This window comes from Acinetobacter sp. ACNIH1, from assembly GCF_002934695.1.
Lineage (GTDB): Bacteria > Pseudomonadota > Gammaproteobacteria > Pseudomonadales > Moraxellaceae > Acinetobacter > Acinetobacter variabilis.
The window spans coordinates 2,185,999-2,203,916 of sequence record NZ_CP026420.1 but is presented as its reverse complement, the minus strand read 5'-3'; the positions used below and the strand labels follow the sequence as shown (position 1 = coordinate 2,203,916).

At 37.4% G+C, this 17,918-nt stretch carries 13 protein-coding genes, 1 other RNA gene and 1 pseudogene; 9 read left to right on the top strand and 6 right to left on the bottom strand.

Annotated elements, in window-relative coordinates; genetic code table 11:
* Window positions 1-4: 4 nt before the first annotated feature.
* Entirely contained in the window at window positions 5-1,489 is a 1,485-nt protein-coding gene (gene glpK, locus C3F22_RS10770; protein ID WP_004783217.1) for a glycerol kinase GlpK, read from the bottom strand.
* A gap of 130 nt (window positions 1,490-1,619) precedes the next feature.
* On the opposite strand from glpK, the gene ssrA reads away from it, so the two are divergent.
* Window positions 1,620-1,979: a transfer-messenger RNA gene (gene ssrA / locus C3F22_RS10765) on the top strand.
* A 98-nt stretch (window positions 1,980-2,077) separates the two neighbouring features.
* Here the strand turns inward: ssrA and C3F22_RS10760 are convergent.
* The 4 genes from C3F22_RS10760 to C3F22_RS10745 all read right to left on the bottom strand — a co-directional run bounded on the left by C3F22_RS10760 (window position 2,078) and on the right by C3F22_RS10745 (window position 5,592).
* Window positions 2,078-3,247: a site-specific integrase gene (locus C3F22_RS10760; protein ID WP_104426545.1), complete on the bottom strand. Its 1,170-nt coding sequence runs from the start codon at window positions 3,245-3,247 to the stop codon at window positions 2,078-2,080.
* 497 nt (window positions 3,248-3,744) lie between these two features.
* The gene (locus C3F22_RS10755) at window positions 3,745-4,353 is read right to left on the bottom strand and encodes an HAD family hydrolase (RefSeq protein ID WP_104426544.1); all 609 of its coding nucleotides are present in this window, start codon (window positions 4,351-4,353) and stop codon (window positions 3,745-3,747) included.
* Between the two features lie 125 nt (window positions 4,354-4,478).
* A complete protein-coding gene (locus tag C3F22_RS10750; protein WP_104426543.1) occupies window positions 4,479-5,225 on the bottom strand; it encodes a hypothetical protein in 747 nt (248 codons plus the stop codon).
* 19 nt (window positions 5,226-5,244) lie between these two features.
* Window positions 5,245-5,592 (bottom strand): hypothetical protein, encoded by a 348-nt coding sequence (locus C3F22_RS10745; RefSeq protein WP_034703136.1) that lies wholly within the window; start codon window positions 5,590-5,592, stop codon window positions 5,245-5,247.
* A gap of 784 nt (window positions 5,593-6,376) precedes the next feature.
* On the opposite strand from C3F22_RS10745, the gene mobC reads away from it, so the two are divergent.
* The 6 genes and pseudogenes from mobC (at window position 6,377) to C3F22_RS10715 (ending at window position 13,115) form a co-directional block, all read left to right on the top strand.
* Window positions 6,377-6,892, top strand: a complete 516-nt coding sequence (mobC, locus tag C3F22_RS10740; RefSeq protein ID WP_034703139.1) for a plasmid mobilization relaxosome protein MobC — start codon at window positions 6,377-6,379, stop codon at window positions 6,890-6,892.
* Complete coding sequence (locus C3F22_RS10735) at window positions 6,876-9,428, top strand: relaxase/mobilization nuclease domain-containing protein (protein WP_104426542.1); 2,553 nt, start codon at window positions 6,876-6,878, stop codon at window positions 9,426-9,428. The genes mobC and C3F22_RS10735 overlap by 17 nt, the downstream gene beginning before the upstream one ends.
* 68 nt (window positions 9,429-9,496) lie before the next feature.
* Window positions 9,497-9,773, top strand: a pseudogene (locus C3F22_RS18590) (HNH endonuclease); the annotation flags it as partial.
* 153 nt (window positions 9,774-9,926) lie between these two features.
* Entirely contained in the window at window positions 9,927-11,477 is a 1,551-nt protein-coding gene (locus tag C3F22_RS10725; RefSeq protein WP_104426541.1) for a type I restriction-modification system subunit M, read from the top strand.
* Entirely contained in the window at window positions 11,474-12,652 is a 1,179-nt protein-coding gene (locus C3F22_RS10720) for a restriction endonuclease subunit S (protein ID WP_104426540.1), read from the top strand. Before C3F22_RS10725 ends, C3F22_RS10720 begins: the two co-directional genes overlap by 4 nt.
* Before the next feature lies 1 nt (window position 12,653).
* Complete coding sequence (locus C3F22_RS10715) at window positions 12,654-13,115, top strand: hypothetical protein (RefSeq protein WP_213064456.1); 462 nt, start codon at window positions 12,654-12,656, stop codon at window positions 13,113-13,115.
* On the opposite strand, the gene C3F22_RS10710 is transcribed toward C3F22_RS10715, so the two are convergent.
* A protein-coding gene (locus tag C3F22_RS10710; protein WP_085064288.1) for an IS5 family transposase occupies window positions 13,072-13,894 on the bottom strand; the annotation gives its coding sequence in 2 pieces (ribosomal slippage) (window positions 13,072-13,512 and window positions 13,514-13,894; 822 coding nt in all). The two genes, C3F22_RS10715 and C3F22_RS10710, sit on opposite strands and share 44 nt — an antisense overlap.
* 41 nt (window positions 13,895-13,935) lie before the next feature.
* Between C3F22_RS10710 and C3F22_RS10705 the strand changes: the two genes are divergently transcribed.
* On the top strand, window positions 13,936-14,703 hold the full coding sequence (locus C3F22_RS10705; protein WP_158651689.1) for an AAA family ATPase: 768 nt from the start codon (window positions 13,936-13,938) through the stop codon (window positions 14,701-14,703).
* 23 nt (window positions 14,704-14,726) lie between these two features.
* Window positions 14,727-17,852 carry a type I restriction endonuclease subunit R gene (locus tag C3F22_RS10700; protein WP_104426539.1) on the top strand — a complete coding sequence of 1,042 codons (3,126 nt, stop codon included), beginning with the start codon at window positions 14,727-14,729 and terminating at the stop codon, window positions 17,850-17,852.
* Window positions 17,853-17,918 lie beyond the last annotated feature (66 nt).

Below are 17,918 nucleotides of genomic sequence, written 5' to 3'. Positions count from 1 at the left end.
GATCTTATAAATCTGATTTGGCCCGTTTTAAGGCATTTTGCCATTTGGCCAAATGGGCTTCACGTTCATCGGACTGCATTTTCGGTTCAAAGGCGCGATCTAGCTGCCAGGATTGAGAAATTTCATTTAAATTAGAAAATACCCCTGACTTTAAACCTGCCATCGCTGCTGCACCCCAAGCGGTGGATTCCAGCATTTTCGGACGCAAGACAGGCACATTCAGCAGGTCAGCCTGGAACTGCATCAGCATATCATTACAACTGGCACCGCCATCGACACGTAGTTCTTTTAACGGATGGGCAATATCCGATTGCATGGCTGTCAATACATCAGAGACCTGAAAGGCAATCGATTCCAGTGTAGCTCGGGCAATATGAGCTTTATTGGTTCCACGCGACATGCCACACAGCAGGGCACGCGCTTCACTATCCCAATGCGGTGCACCCAGTCCGGTAAAAGCAGGAACTAAGACCACGCCGTCGGTATCTTTAACTTTACAGGCTAACTTCTCTATATCACTGCTCTTTTGAATGATGCCAAGCCCATCACGTAGCCATTGCACCACAGCACCGGCCATAAAAACGCTACCTTCCAGGGCATAACTGGTCTGTTCCTGTGCCTGCCAGGCGAGGGTAGAAAGTAATTTGTTCTGGCTGAGCTGAATATCATGACCGGTATTGAACAGCATAAAACAGCCGGTGCCATAGGTATTTTTTGCCATACCGGGTTCGAAGCAAGACTGGCCAAATAAGGCAGATTGCTGATCACCCAGAATACCGGTAATGGGAATCGTAGCCCCTAATAAACCCGGTGCCGTATCTGCAATATGACAATCAGAACTGATGATTCGTGGCAGAACTGAAGCGGGGATATTAAACAGGTCGAGTAGTTCGTCATCCCAGCGTTGAGTTTGCAGATTCATCAACATGGTGCGGGAAGCATTACTCGCTTCAATAATATGCTCAGCACCTTGAGTCAGGTTCCAGATCAGCCAGCTATCAATGGTGCCAAAAGCCACATGACCTTGCTCTGCGAGTGTACGTAAGCCATCAATATTTTCTAATAACCAGACCAGTTTCCCTGCACTAAAATAGGGATCAATCCGTAATCCGGTTTTTCGTTGTACCTGATCCATCTGGCCTTGCTGAATGAGCAAATTACACCAGTCTGTTGCACGACGATCCTGCCAGATAATCGCTGGCGCAAGAGGTTTGCCATTACGACGATCCCATACCACAGTCGTTTCACGCTGGTTGGTCAGGCCAATCGCTTTAATGTCTTTCGCCAGAATCCGGGCAGTAGCTAATGCCTGTTGAACTACTGCAATCTGCGAGCTCCAGATTTCCTGTGCATCCTGTTCGACCCAACCGGAGTGTGGGGTCTGGATATGGGTTTCGCGTTGAGCTGTTGCCTGAATCTGTCCGTGTTCATTAAAGATGATTGCACGGCTAGACGTCGTTCCCTGATCGAGTGCCAATAAATAGCTCATAATTTTTTTAAATGTTGACTTGAATTATGAAATATTAGCGTAATTATGTAATCAGGCGCATTCAAAAGTGTATTTGTGTAGAAAATGCATCATATTTTTTGCCAGTTATGCTATGATGAGCTTGTACTTTGGGGATGTTCTTGGCTTCGACGCCGATGATGAAACTCATAGATGCATGCCGAGAGCGCATTTTCTCTCGTAAATAAAATTTGCATTTAAATAGTCGCAAACGACGAAACTTACGCTCTAGCAGCCTAAGGGCTGCTTGTCCGCATCTCTGAATACTTGTGGTTAGAGATCCCGACTGAAGCGAACGCACACAAGTCCGTATAGAGTCAAGCCTCGGGGCTTTATACCAAATTTAGAGGATCGCACCTTGAACCCTGTTCGTCGGGTCTCTTGGTGTTAAAACAATAGACGATATCTAAGCATGTAGTATTCTCGAGCGTAGTGTTGGCGGACGCGGGTTCAACTCCCGCCATCTCCACCAAAATTCTTGTTATAAATTAGCCACTTATATTAAGTGGCTTTTTTATTGCCACATATTTGCCACATTTTTCATTCCAAGAGCTTTTGATTTCAAAGTTTTTAGGCTGTACGTGCTACGCTAAGTTTCGCAATTTCTTGCTTATTCTTATCCCCATGTAACCATTTAGTATATCGCTTGATGAGCATTTGTAGGCTATGTCCAAGCTGATCAGCGACAAACATTGGATTTACCCCATCCATGAGTAGCATTGTTGCATACGTGTGCCGTGCATTGTAAGCAGGGCGGTGACGTATAGAACACGCTTTCATTGCTTCTACAAGACGCTCCCTAGGTGGTTTTTCATTAAAGAACGGTTCTTTAGTCTTGGGGCATAGCATTACATAATCTGTTTTGTAGCCTTGATCCTTTTTAAATTGTAGCAAAGCCTTCAAAGCCAGAGTTGATCGTTCATTCAGATATACTTCTCGAGATGTATGTGTTTTTGTCACCTTTTTTTCTAAACCACGTACACGGCTTTTGCTGACCTTGAATGTACCGTTGAACCAGTCAATATCACTTTCTCTAAGAGCAATCATTTCGGAAGGTCTACAGCCTGTCCAGAAGGCAAACTCAAAATACCACCGATAAAATTTGTCCTCATCATGTAAGCTTTTGTCGAGCCAAGCTAGTAAGGCTTCCATCTCCTTACGTGTGAAGGGGTCAGGTGTTTCCACCTGAACCTTACGATTCTTAATTTTATTCATAGGGTTTACAGAAATCTGATTATGCTTAACAGCCAACTCGAAAACTCCACGTAAAGGCGTGGCGCAATTATTAAATGTTTTCGCTGTTTGAAAATCACGATCGATAATGACTTCCTCAATATCTTCAGTCGTGATATTGGCTATTGGTGTTAATGCAAAATAAGGCATCCAATGACATTCTAAAATTTTGCGATAGCCATTTTTTGAATCTTTATTGGCAATCGAAAACTTTAAAAATTTTTGTGCAACATCTTGAAATAAGACTTGCTGACCATCCATTGATTCAGTTTCTGTAACATCAAGGCCTTTTGCTTGTGCTATATCATTCTCAGTTAAAATCCCCCATTTGGCTTTATTTATGAGGTCACTTCTAATTTTAGCGGCTGTACGGATACCTTCCGCAGTCGGCGGGTGTGGGAGTGTAATGTAGTAGCGCTGCTTTTTAGAGGTGAAGTTGATTTCGAGTGCATTCTCCCTAATTCTAACGCCGGTTGGTAACGTTTTTGAGTTTGTTCTGTCAACCATTGGTTATAACCTCTAAGTGAGTAGTAAATATTTCCATCTTGTTTTGTCCAAACTAGATCTTGTGGCCAATTTTTTCGCCGATGTGTCAGTTTTTGTTCTTCAATGCCTGTAAGCTTTGAGAACACTGAAGCATCTACCCAATCGATAGCTGTAAGCCCTAGTTCTAAAAGAACATCTAAAATTTCGTTTTGCATAAAATTACTTAGCCAATAGAGCTGATCTAAAAATTATTCACGGCTAGGCATAAATTTCCCTAGTCATAAATCGTCATGTGGAAAACTTAGCACATGACATTTTTTAAAAACTCGTTTCGTTTAAAACTTCAAAAAAATGGTTATTCAAAAAAATTATGAAATAAAAAAATCATATTTATGCTTACTGAATTAATGATTTAATCCCATTTGTTAGGTACAAAATTTGGTACTTAAATCCTCAATATCATGAGTTAAGTACCAGATTTGGTATCTTAAAAATCAGCTCGAAAAATGATTTATAATTTATTTTTTTAACAAGGGGTGGAGCACATCTAAAAGACTCTCACCATTTTTACGATCAATTATTTTTGCAGACATGCCTAATTTTTTCGGCCCATCTACATCAGCAATTTGAGTATCACCAATGAAAAAAACTTCATTTGGTTGACAGTTCATTTGAGTTAAAAAGTGTTGGTAGATTAAAGGATTTGGCTTATTTGCACTGACCAGAAAGCTCCATGCATAAGCATCTAAAGGTGGAAGTAGGTGCTGTGCTCGTTCACCATAAGGCGTTGCTGCATTGGAGCAGACTGCCAATTTGTATCCTAGATTTTTAAGTTCAATGAGCGTTGGAATTGAATCTTCAAAAGCATGCATATGCTTTAAATCATTTTGAAGATCGTTGTTCATTTCAGCTAACAAGGGAGCGGGTAGTTGATAACCGAAATAAGAAGCGATTGTCTCAAAATTGCCATCTAGCGACATGATTATCGCAGCATCATTTGGTTGTGGTTTTCGCCCTTGTTGTTTAAGCCATTTCATCATTTTTTTATAAGGTGATTGACTATTTTTAATTTCAATTAGCGTTCCAAAAACATCAAAGGCTACTGCTTTATAAGGTCGTTTACTCACTATTCTTATCTCATTAAAAGTTTAAGCATATGGTCTAGCGTTTTATATCAACTCTTTTATTCATCAAAATTTAAGTCAGAATCATTTAAAGAGGAGGGCGAACTGAACTTTCCTGCTTTATTTGATTAACTTAAATTCAAACCTATCTGTTCAGGTGAATGCCAAAGCATTTTTAAGTGTCCTAGTTGGTCTCTGAGATGAGCGGCTTTACGGATGATATATTTTTTTTGTTTCAGCCATTCATCCAGGCGCGCATCGTCATAATGGATGTCTATCTTCAGTTGTAAAAGCTGGTTATATAAGCCACGCTTTTCAGATGACATGGCTTCTAGAATAGATGGTGGAGCCATGGGCTCTAATGGATGTAGCAACCCACCTTCAGCCTGACAAGACTTGGTCTTTGCTTGTTGAGAAGAAGCAGACACTCCGCTAACGGTTAGCCCTTTTTTCATTAACTTTGATAATGGCAGAGTTGGAGATTCAGCCTGATTGTGATCTTCAGTTTCAGCATTTGCAGGTTCAGTAGATTTTTTCAATAGCTCGCTGATTTTTCGGTAATTAATGCTATAAAAGTTGGTTTGAATCCATTTATTTTGAGATAGCTTTTTGACAACCAAAATGCCCACTTTCTTTAGCTTGGAAACTATACGTTTGATCGTGGAGGGACTGTATGTACCTAAGGTCTTAGCCCATTGCTCATAGCTGTGATAAAAGTACTTCTGTTGCTGAATTACTTGAGCTTCACCACTTTGCAGGCAGTAATGAAGCTTTTGAAGGAAGATCGCTGATGGCACCCCATACGCTTGGGCAAGCGTAGGAGATGCAATAAGAGGGTAGTCGCCTTGGACTAGTAGTTTTGTTTTTTTAGTCATGAGAATACTCACTTAAGGCTTAGTAAGTGGTATTAGACGATTTGGGGTGCGGACGTTGCTGAGTTCGGCGTAGCCAATCTTCAGGATACTCCTGACTATAAGAATCGCAATGCTGACCAGACCAATACTCCTGATTGTACTCATCTTGGAATTCATAGCTGTGAGTAGCAGTCTGAAACCGTTGTTCAGTTTCAACATGGAGTGGAATGTCTTTAGGAGAGTTTATTTCTACTTGGTCTAAAGTTTGGACAATATCCAGTAACGCTTGACGTTGTTTGTGAGACAGATGCTTTGCACTTTCAATAAGAAGTTGCTTAGCAAGTTTTTTGGGTGTGCAAAGGCTTGCACCAATGAATTTATTATTCATAGCAGGTTCCTAGATAAATATTGTAATTATCTCCATCACTTCTCACGGTAATGGAGGCAACTTAACAGGGGTGAGAATACTGAATCTAGGATCAGCCAGCACGAAGCTGCCCTGCTAAGCTACCATAGGACTGCTTAACAGTAGGCAAAAAAATAGCCGCAAGTGCGACATTTAAATGCACCTAGATTTTAACAGGTTCTCACGCCTGAACACAGATTTTGCTGTGTTGAAATAAGATTATCCCGCTATGTTAACTAGGTCAAGGCCTTGAAATGAATTATTTTTTAAAAGATGAAAAATGTAGTGAGCTCTGACATGCGCTAAATATATTAAATTATTTTATTTCTTATTTTATTTATAAAGAAGAACAGATCAATTTGACCTAATGGAGTAGTTCAGATTGATCTTATGATTTAGCTCAATTTAAACCACAGTGAGATCAGCTTAACTGAGGACAGTGGAGTGAGACCAGTCATGTTACTGTCATGAGTTTTGAATTAGTCCATCATTTAGTACCGCACTTAATTTTCAGAATAAATAAAAATCAGCTAAAAAACTCAAAATCACCACCAAAACCGATTCGCATTTTTGTTCTTTGCTAATGTCATAAAACTCTGTGATGGCTGTAAGCAAGCCTACCTGTATATACAAAATTCTTCGAATTTTGACATACAGGGCTTGTTAGGAGGGAAACCCTCCTAAGACCTCCCAGCCCATCACAGATAGGCAAGTCAACTTCGTTGACTTAAAAGCAAAAACCAAAGAACGGTTAGCGTGATCGTATATGAGAAGTAAAACCAAAAATTTTAGACTTACTCCATTGCAGCTAGAGCAGTTGGAGCTACACATTGAAAAAGAGCGTACTAACTTTACTGACTTTATTCATTCCTTAATTCAGCGTGAAGTGATGCATGGTGCTGTTACGGTTCGAAGGATGATTGAAGAGGATACGGAGCCGAGGCTCAAAATTAAAACTGAAGTTGAAATCATTAAACTTTATCAAATCACTGATCCTGATTTGTTATTGGCCTTATCTAGAATTGGGAATAATCTCAACCAGATAGCCCGTGCTTTAAATATCATCAAAAATGCGGATCCAAGAGATCAGCGTAAGCTTGATATTTTTCATGTGTTATTGGTCTTAAAAGGCATTCAAAATGAGTTAGAACAAATATTTCCCACCTTGCCAAAAATCAGTAGGCACAATCCAAATAGGCTTCGCAAGCAACTCGAAAATTTAAACGTTGATCAGTCACAACCTTCTATCGTGTTAGCGGAGAAGGATGAAAGTGCATATTAAATTTTTAGAGCACGGCAAAGGGTCAGCTGCACATGCTTCTGCATATCTTTTAGATCGACTTGATCATCGTGGAAGTGTTCGTGCAGGTGTTCAGGTTTTATGTGGTGATGCCACCACATTCAATGCTATTTGTCATGCGAGTCCACACCTATGGAAATATACGAGTGGAGTCATCGCTTGGTCACAAGATGATGATCCAACTGATGTTCAGATTATGGAAGTTCTAAAAGAATTTGAGGAGCATGCATTTGCAGGCTTGGAACAATCACAGTATCACCTATTTGCTGTATTACACACAGATGATGATGGCTCAAAGCACATTCATGTTTTAGCACCACGGCTCGACATTCAAAGTGGGAAATCACTCAATATTGCTCCCCCTGGGCATGAAAAACACTTCGATGCATTAAGAGATTACTTCAATACAAAATATCAGTGGTCACGGCCAGATGATTTGCTTTCGATGCAGACCACACAGGAGCCAAATCATGTGGCCAAAATCAATGCACAAGCTGAAAAATTCTACGCAAGAGAAGACTTTATTGCACTTACAAAAAAACAGTTTTGCAAGACGATTGATAATCACGTCAAAACGCTGTTAAAGACACAAACAATTCAAAACAGAGCGGATATTGTCAAATGTATATCGCAACTCAAAGCTGTTAAGTCTGTTGACCAAAGCAAAGAGTATTTAGCAGTTGAACTTATCAACGGAAAAACACACAGACTCAGAGGTGATTTTTATCATGAACAATTCGAAATTGGACTTTATTCAGAGCGTCTCCGAGCAGCAGCAGAAAGCCGAAAAGCTCCAAATGAGCTTGCAGCAGCTCTCTCAGGCGCTGATCAATTTCGAGAAACTTATAAAGCAAAGCGAGCAGCCTATAATCGAAAGCACTACGCTTTTGCACAGCGTACAGGGGACGACAATAGCATTGGAAATGCATCTCAACTCATTTTTGAAAGAGATAGAGAATCTATCACCCCAAGCCATACAAACACTGACAGAGGACTACACAGCACAAATCAATCAACTCCAGTCTCAACTTGCCAATATAGATATTGCGGAAGTTTCAAAAGTGAAATCGAGCATAGATTCATTTTCAATATCAATTCAAGAATTACAGACCAAAATAAACACCCAATTGCAGAAGATCTCAATAGACCAACCCAGCTTACAAAAGAGTATTCAAGTCCAGATACAGCAAGCGATCGCCAACCAAAGCAAGCCGATAGAGAGCAGTATAGCAATGTTGATTACGGAAAAACTGGATACGCAAAAAGCGACATACATGTTGGGTGGGGGGATCTTGATTGGACTGCTGAGTCTTTTAATCGCTTTATTTACGGCTTATCAAACAGGTACAAACGTCAATACCATCAAAGCACAACAACAGGTGATTCAACAGAATTCAGAATCAATCACCGCCCAAATCGAGTATTTGAAGAGATTACAAAGGTAAGTCATGCAGACCGAAATAGACCAATATCTGATAGAACAAATCAACTTATTGCAACAACAAAACAGCTTGTTAGCAGAACAAAACGAAGCCTTGAGCAAACAGGTCAGTTCATTAAAAAGCATTTTGATCAGCTACAACGAAGTAGAGCAGCGTTTAGTGAAGAAAATCGAGACATTGAATATAGAGAAAGAAGCTCAAACCGCTTTGATTTCAGCAATGAAAGCAGAACTTTCAAATTTAGAACAGGGCGAATTTTCGGAGCAATTACAGCGAGAATTTCAAGAAAACTTGAATATCCAATTGCACAGGCAATTAACGATAGTATTAAGTCAGCTGAATTTGAAAGACACTGTCAGAAACTTAGTGCAGAGCGAATTGAGCCCTTTTCAACAGGTAATCAGCAAACAACAGATAGATTTGGAGAAAGCACTCTCGAAAATCTTGCAACTTCAGCCACCAAACGACTTTTACGAAGATTTGGAGATGCAAAGCAAGCAGATCAATATGCTTGGGGAAACTGTAGAACGCTTGATGACCTTAATCAAAAACTTGAGCAATTAGAACCTATCGTTGCTGAAATTCGATGCAAGCCAAAGCCAGCAATTGCTTGGCAGTTACGATTTGATGGATTTTATCCTGGTTATGTTCGAGCTTACCAAGAATTATCAGCACAACAACAACAGGCTTATCAGACTAATAAAGCGTTGTGGCTGATTGAGATCACGGAGCAAAAAACTGAAAAACTTCTAGCCTACATGACTGAAGCCAGAAGAAATATTGATAGTAGTGACTATGCAAGGATTGGAGAAATTATCAAGAATGATGAAAGGATGCTGAGCTATTTAAAATGTGATTCAATCCTGTCCCATAAAAATGATCATCTTGAAGCTCACAGAGCTTCATATCTCTCGTGCCGCAAAAACTTTGATGAAATCAAGGAGCGAATCAAAGCAGTTACATCTTCAACGTATCAAAGTTCTGATGGTGTTCAATCTAGAGTTGCGCATCACAGCTATAAGCCTGAACTTAAGCCTACACAGGAAAATAATTTGAATGCCGATTTTGATTTTTAGAAAAGCGAAACAGGGTAAAGATACTAGTTTAAGTACATACAATTGATGTAAGTCAAATTAAAAGTACTTACGCAGTCTACCTGATTCCTTGGTCGATGTATCCATCGGACACAGGGCATAACTTTGTATTGGCAGATTCGAGCTGTAATTCTAAGAAAAGTAACTTACTCGCATCTGATGAGTTTTTGTATAAATGGCAGGAGCGGAATGAAGAACAGGATTTTATCGATCGTGGATCGAATTTCCATTCTTGGCTTTTTAATGGATGAAGAGAGTTCGCATAAGGTGGCTGGGTGGGCATACAGGCAAGGAAAAGAGAATAATTATTCGATCTGGAGTGGTTGAAAAGATTAGTTGGACAAAACAATCTGACTTCGATTAATCACTTTCAAATTACTATTAGCAAAGTTATTTCGCTATAATGTTCAAACAATTAAATACAATGCATTATTTAATGGATATTGTATTTTAAGGTTTTGATTTTTAAAGGAAGTATTAATGACTAGTACCCAACAACGAGCAGCACTTCATCGCCAAATTTGGCAAATTGCCAACGAAGTTCGTGGGGCGGTTGATGGTTGGGACTTTAAGCAATATGTTTTAGGTGCGTTATTCTATCGTTTTATTTCTGAAAACTTTGCTCATTATATTTCTGGTGGTGATAAAGAGATCAAATATAATGAAATGCCTGATAGTGTCATTACCCCTGAGATTAAAGATGACGCGATAAAAACCAAAGGTTATTTTATTTTACCGAGTCAACTCTTTTGCAATGTGGTAAAGAGCGCCAATCATAATGAAAGCTTGAATACAGACTTAGCCAAAATTTTTTCAGCAATTGAAAGTTCAGCGAATGGTTATCCATCTGAGAAAGATATTAAGGGTTTATTTGCTGATTTCGATACCACTAGTAACCGTTTGGGTAATTCTGTTCCTGAAAAAAATAAACGATTAGCCGCTGTCCTGAAAGGTGTATCAGAGTTAGATTTTGGGGAAGATTTCCAAAATAGCCAAATTGATTTGTTTGGTGATGCCTATGAGTTTTTGATCTCTAACTATGCTGCAAATGCAGGTAAATCAGGTGGTGAGTTCTTTACTCCTCAACATGTATCAAAACTCATTGCACAATTGGCAATGCACAATCAAACGCATGTAAATAAAATTTACGACCCTGCATGTGGTTCGGGTTCTTTGCTTCTTCAAGCTAAGAAGCATTTTGATGCACACATTATTGAAGATGGTTTTTTTGGTCAAGAGATCAATCATACGACATATAACTTAGCGCGTATGAATATGTTCTTGCACAATATTAATTACGATAAATTTAATATTCAACTCGGTGATACGCTACATCATCCACATTTTATTGATGATAAGCCATTTGATGCGATTGTATCGAATCCTCCATATTCAGTGAAATGGATTGGTTCAGATGATCCAACACTCATTAATGATGATCGTTTTGCACCAGCTGGTGTGCTTGCGCCAAAGTCTAAAGCTGACTTTGCATTCGTATTGCACGCTTTAAGTTATCTATCAGCCAAAGGACGTGCAGCAATTGTTTGTTTCCCTGGTATTTTCTATCGTGGTGGTGCTGAGCAGAAAATTCGTCAATATTTGGTCGATAATAACTATGTTGAAACAGTAATTTCACTTGCATCCAACCTGTTCTATGGTACGACCATTGCTGTAAACATTTTGGTGTTGTCTAAGCATAAAACTGATATGTCTACTCAGTTTATAGATGCGAGTGGGTTATTTAAAAAAGAAACCAATAATAACCTATTGACCGAACAACATATTGAACAAATCATGCAGGTGTTTGATCGTAAAAATAATGTCGATCATTTCGCTGTGTCTGTTCCTTTTGAGAAGATTAAAGCTAATGACTACAACTTGTCTGTAAGTAGCTATGTTGAAGCCAAAGATGATCGTGAAGTTATTAATATCTCACAATTAAATGCAGAGCTGAAAGCTACTGTAGCTAAAATTGATCAGCTTCGGAAAGATATAGATGCAATTGTGGCAGAGATCGAGGGTGAGGCATGAGTTTTTTAGTAAATTTGCATGAATTAAAGATCGAGTGGAAAGCATTAGGTGATATTGGTAGCTTTACCAGGGGAAAAAGATTTGTAAAAACAGATATGACTTCAGAGGGGGTGCCTTGTATTCATTATGGTGAAATGTACACTCATTATGGGGTTTGGGCAGAAGATTCAAAATCATTCCTTGATGAAGCATTAGCAAAAAAATTGCGCTTTGCAAATTGTGGAGACGTGATTATTGTTGCAGCTGGAGAAACTATAGAAGATATTGGAAATGGAACTGCTTGGTTAGGTAAAAACGATGTTGTGATTCATGATGCCTGTTTTTCTTACAAAAGTGATTTAAACCCTAAATATGTATCCTATTTTTTGAGAACTAAAATTTTTAAAGACCAAATAAAAAAGAGCATCTCTTCAGGGAAAATATCTGCAATTAATGCGAATGGGTTAAGTAAAGTTTTAATACCTATTCCATGCCCAGAAAATCCTGAAAAATCTCTAAAAATTCAATCAGAAATTGTTCATATTTTAGATAAATTTAGCGCTGTGACCGCCGAGCTGACCGCCGAGCTGACCGCCGAGCTTAGCATGAGAAAAAAACATTTCAATTACTATCGTGATCAATTATTTAATTTTGAAGAGAGTGAGGTTGAATGGCGAAAGTTGGGTGAAGTAGTGAGTATAAAGCATGGTAAAGATTGGAAATCACTAGGGGCTGGAGATATTCCAGTGTATGGCTCTGGTGGTGTCATGCAGTATGTAGATACTTTTGCATATGATAAACCGACTGTATTGATTCCAAGGAAAGGGTCAATTACCAATATTTTTTATGTTGAATCACCATTTTGGAATGTTGATACAATCTATTATACAGAAATTGATACTAAGCAAATTATTCCTAAATTTTTTTATTACTTTATGAAAACAATTGACTTGATGCAACTAGATACTGGTTCGGGAAGACCAAGCCTCACACAAGCAATTCTTAATGAAATTAAAGTACCAATCCCACACTTAGGGAAACAAGCCCACATTGTTAAAGTTCTTGATAAATTTGATGTATTAACAAGTTCTATTGCTGATGGCTTACCACGCGAAATTGAATTACGCCAACAGCAGTATGAATACTATCGTGATTTGTTATTTAGTTTTTCAAAGTCTGAAACGGTAGCGGAGTAGTATGAGTAAAACTTTAGCGGAAGTTGCTCAGCAATTAAGAGATGCTCGAAAGAAAGTACAATTAATCTATGCTTTTAATGGGACTGGAAAAACACGTTTATCAAATGAGTTTAAGAAACTAATTGTGGACATTGAGGGGGATGGTACATCTCCTACACGAGAAAAAATTCTATATTACAACGCATTTACCGAAGATTTGTTTTATTGGGATAATGATTTGGATGGAGATTTAGAGCGTAAATTAAAAATTCAAAAAAACTCCTTTACAGATTGGATTCTGATTGAACAGGGACAAGATCGAAATATCGTAACCAATTTTCAGCGTTATGCGAATAATAAGCTCACGCCTAGATTCAATGAGGAGTACAAAGTTAGAGATAAAGATAATAAAGAAATTATTAGATCTCTTGCGAAAGTCGTTATTGCAAGTTCATCCGGTTTACCAGTGCAGCGATTAAGTTAATGCGTAAACCGAATCTTTTCCGTCTATTTCGATAGCGTTCACTTAGTATTCTAAATCTTTTCAATTGACTGTTAATATGTTCGATTACAACTCGTATTTTTCCAATCATTTTATTGTAATTTTTCTCAGCATCAAATAAGGGTAAATTCTTCTTTTTCTTTATTGGCATCAATAATTTAAAGCCATCTTGCTCTAACCCATAGTACCCTAAATCGGTCATAACATAGTCACAATGTTTGAATTTCTTAACTGTTTTTCTTGCCAATTTAATATCATGCTGACTGCCAGACGATATATCTACTCCTATGATTTGTTTGCTCTTCGGATGATAGATCACTTGGGCTTTTAACGTATGTTTCTTCTTTTTACCACTGTAGAACTTACTCTGATTTTTTTTTCGGGCGTTCTATTAAACATTCTGTCGCATCAATAATTACCCAGTTAAATTGTTCGTCTGCTGTGGTAATGCTTCGTTTTGGCAGGGTAAAACGTCTTGATTTCATTAATGCATCTTCAACCTTTTTAATAGTTCGATTCACATTACTTTCAGCGATATGGTAATTTGCCGCCAATTCCAATTGGGTGTTGTAGCTCCGTAAGTAATTGAGTGTTAATAATAATTGATCCTCTATAGCTAAAGTATGAGGACGCCCTAATTTCTTTTTAAGTGATTCTGCTTCTTTTAAAACTTCGACCATTTCACTAAAAACTGCTCGAGGTACACCAACCAAGCGCTGGAATTCAGAATCTGAAAAACGATTTAATTTCTGATATTTCATGAAATCTATATTGAGGCAGTTTTTACTTTCGCAAGAGGTCTATTATAAAAGCTTTTTCTGAAGTTACTTTTACTCTAGAGCGCGGTGATGATGAAAACAAAGAACTGCTTAAAATATCTAAAGGTGAAGAAAGTAGTTTTATTTGGAGTGTATTTTATACACTGTTAGATCAAGTGGTCTCGATACTCAATGTTGCCGATCCAGCAGATCGAGAAACTAATCAATTTGATCAATTAGAATATGTTTTTATTGATGACCCAGTGAGTTCCTTGGATGAAAATCATTTGATTAAATTAGCGATTGATTTAGCGCGATTAATAAAGTCGAGTAATTCAGATCTTAAATTCGTGATTACTACACATAACCCATTATTTTATAATGTAATGTATAACGAGTTTAGTCGTGCAAACAAATATATATTGCGAAAATCTGAAAGTGATACGATAACCTATCAATTAATTAAACAGGATTATGATTCACCTTTTTCATATCATCTTTACTTGAAAAATGAACTACTAGAGGCTGCAAACTCTGGTGATATACATAAATATCACTTTAATTTTCTACGTAATGTTCTAGAAAAAACTTCTACATTTTTAGGTTATAACGAATGGGGGGAATTATTACCGGGTGTTGAAGGTAGTAATTCTGTGAATAGCCCGAACCCTTATGCGCGAATTATCAATTTGTATAACCATGATAAGCATTCGGCTGATGAAATTAAAGAAGTACATGATGATCACAAACGAGTATTCAAGTTTTTGGTTGGTGAGTTAGATAAAATTTATAAGGGAAATAGACAGTATTAAAATACTGCCTTTAAGGGGTGCGCATGAGTAATTATTCAACAGTTGCTGAATCTAACCATTTTATTGTTCTTGATAAATATGTTAAAGAATCTCAAGCAATAGATAGCTATCAAACGGAAGCTGACTTAGAGCGTGAACTCATTCAAGATTTGACTAATCAGGGCTATGATTTTTTATCTAATATCAAAAACGCTCAAGCTATGTTGAATAATGTGAGAGAGCAATTACAGTTACTCAATAATGTGCATTTTTTAGAGAGTGAATGGTCGCGTTTTGTTGAAACATATTTGGATAAATCAAGCGATAGTATCGTAGATAAAACTAGAAAAATTCATGATGACTATATTCATGATTTTGTTTTTGATGATGGTCGTATTCAAAACATCTATTTACTTGATAAAAAAAACATTGCTCGTAATAAAGTTCAAGTCATTAAACAGTTTGAACAAAAAGGTAATCATGCCAACCGTTATGATGTCACCATTTTGGTTAATGGTTTGCCATTGGTACAAGTTGAATTGAAAAAGCGTGGTATGGCGATCCGTGAAGCATTTAACCAAGTACATCGTTACAGCAAAGAAAGTTTCAATAGTGAAAACTCACTGTATAAATACTTACAACTATTCGTCATTTCCAATGGGACAGATACTCGCTATTTTGCCAATACCACAGCACGTAATAAAAACAGCTTTGATTTTACGATGAACTGGGCGAAGTCAGATAACAGTCTCATTAAAGACCTAAAAAACTTTACCGCAACTTTTTTCCAAAAAAATACCTTACTCAATGTGTTGTTGAATTACTCCGTATTTGATGTAAGCGATACTTTGCTGGTCATGCGTCCTTATCAAATTGCTGCAACAGAACGTATTTTATGGAAAGTTAAAAGCTCATTTGAAGCTAAGGGTTGGAGTCAAGCCTCAAGCGGTGGATTTATTTGGCATACCACTGGTTCAGGTAAAACCTTAACGAGTTTTAAAGCGGCTCGTTTAGCAACAGAACTTGATTTTATTGATAAGGTTTTTTTTGTAGTCGATCGTAAAGACCTTGATTATCAAACTATGAAGGAGTACCAACGTTTTTCTCCTGATAGTGTAAACGGGTCTGAAAGTACGGCTGGATTAAAGCGAAACTTGGATAAAGATGATAATAAAATTATCGTAACAACCATCCAAAAGCTAAATATCTTGATGAAAACTGAAAATGATTTGCCGATATACAATAAGCAAGTCATGTTTATATTTGATGAATGTCATCGTAGTCAGTTTGGTGAAGCACAGAAAAATTTAAAGAAAAAATTTAAAAAATTTTACCAATTTGGTTTTACTGGCACTCCGATTTTTCCAGAAAATACATTAGGTAATGAAACTACTGCTAGTGTATTTGGTACATACGACAAGGACAAGAATAGGGGAGCTTTGCATGCTTATGTCATCACTGATGCAATTCGTGATGAAAAAGTCCTCAAATTTAAAGTGGATTATAATGATGTACGTCCACAATTTAAAAATATAGAAAAAGAACAAGATGTCAAAAAACTAAGTGCTTATGAAAATAAACAAGCTTTATTGCATCCAGATCGCATACGTGAAATTAGTCACTACATCCTGACTAATTTCCGTCAGAAAACGCATCGTTTACAAATAGCCAGTAAAGGCTTTAATGCCATGTTTGCAGTGAGTAGCGTAGATGCTGCTAAGTTGTATTATGAATGCTTAAAAGAGTTACAAAAAAATAGTGATAAGCCTTTAAAGATAGCGACAATTTTTTCATTTTCAGCTAATGAAGAACAGGATGCCGTGGGTGATATTCAAGATGAAAGTTTTGATGTATCAGCTATGAATAGTAGTGCTAAAGAGTTTTTAAGTTCAGCAATTGCAGATTATAACTCAATATTTAAAACGAACTTTAGTGTTGAAACTAAGAGCTTCCAAAATTATTATCGTGATTTAGCAAAACAAGTCAAAGCTCGAGAAATTGATTTGCTGATTGTCGTTGGTATGTTCTTAACAGGTTTTGATGCACCAACTTTAAACACTTTATTTGTTGATAAAAATTTACGTTATCATGGTCTTATACAAGCATACTCACGAACTAACCGTATTTTTGATGCGACTAAAACATTTGGCAATATTGTAACTTTCCGTGATTTAGAACAGCCAACGATTGATGCTATACGATTATTTGGTGATCCAAATACGCAGAATATTGTTTTAGAGAAAAGCTATGAAGAATATATGGAAGGCTTCACCGATGTATTAACTGGAGAAGCAAGAAGAGGCTTTATAGAAGTAGTCAAAGAGTTGGAACAACGTTTCCCTAACCCCGATGAAATTTTTAAAGAGTCAGATAAAAAGGCGTTCGCTAAATTATTTGGTGAATACTTGCGAGTAGAAAACGTACTGCAAAATTATGATGAATATGCGAGTCTAAAAGAATTACAAACTGTTGATTTGAATGATGCTAGTGCCGTCGAAGAATTTAAAAATAAGCATTATTTAAGTGATGACGAGTTAGCACAGCTCACAGCGATTGATATGCCAGCTGAACGCAAAATCCAGGACTATCGCTCTAGTTATAATGATATACGTGATTGGTTGCGTAGGAAGAGATTAGCGGAGCAAAAAGAAGAGTCTACGATTGACTGGAACGATGTGGTTTTTGAAGTTGATCTATTAAAATCACAAGAAATCAATTTAGACTATATTTTAGAACTTATCTTTGAAAGCAATAAAAAGATCAGGGATAAAGTTGCTTTGGTTGATGATATGCGACGTGTGATTCGTTCAAGCTTGGAGAGTCGATCTAAAGAAGGTTTGATCGTCGATTTTATTAATCATACTGATTTAGATAAGATTGAAGATAAAGCTAGTGTAATGGATTCTTTTTACACTTTCGCTCAAATAGAACAGCAGCGTGAGGTTCAGGAACTGATTCAGGATGAAAACTTGAATGAGGGCGCCACTAAAAGATATATCATGGCTTCATTGAAGAGGGAATTTGCAAGTGAAAACGGCACTGAACTTAATGCAATTTTGCCTAAAATGAGTCCATTAAACCCACAATATTTAACTAAAAAACAAAATGTTTTCCAGAAAATTTCGATTTTAGTTGAGAAGTTTAAAGGTATTGGTGGTAATTTAAAATAAAAATCAGATCTCTTAGCTAACTACCTGTGGCAGGACAGGTAGTTAGCATTGGTGGGTTAAATTGGG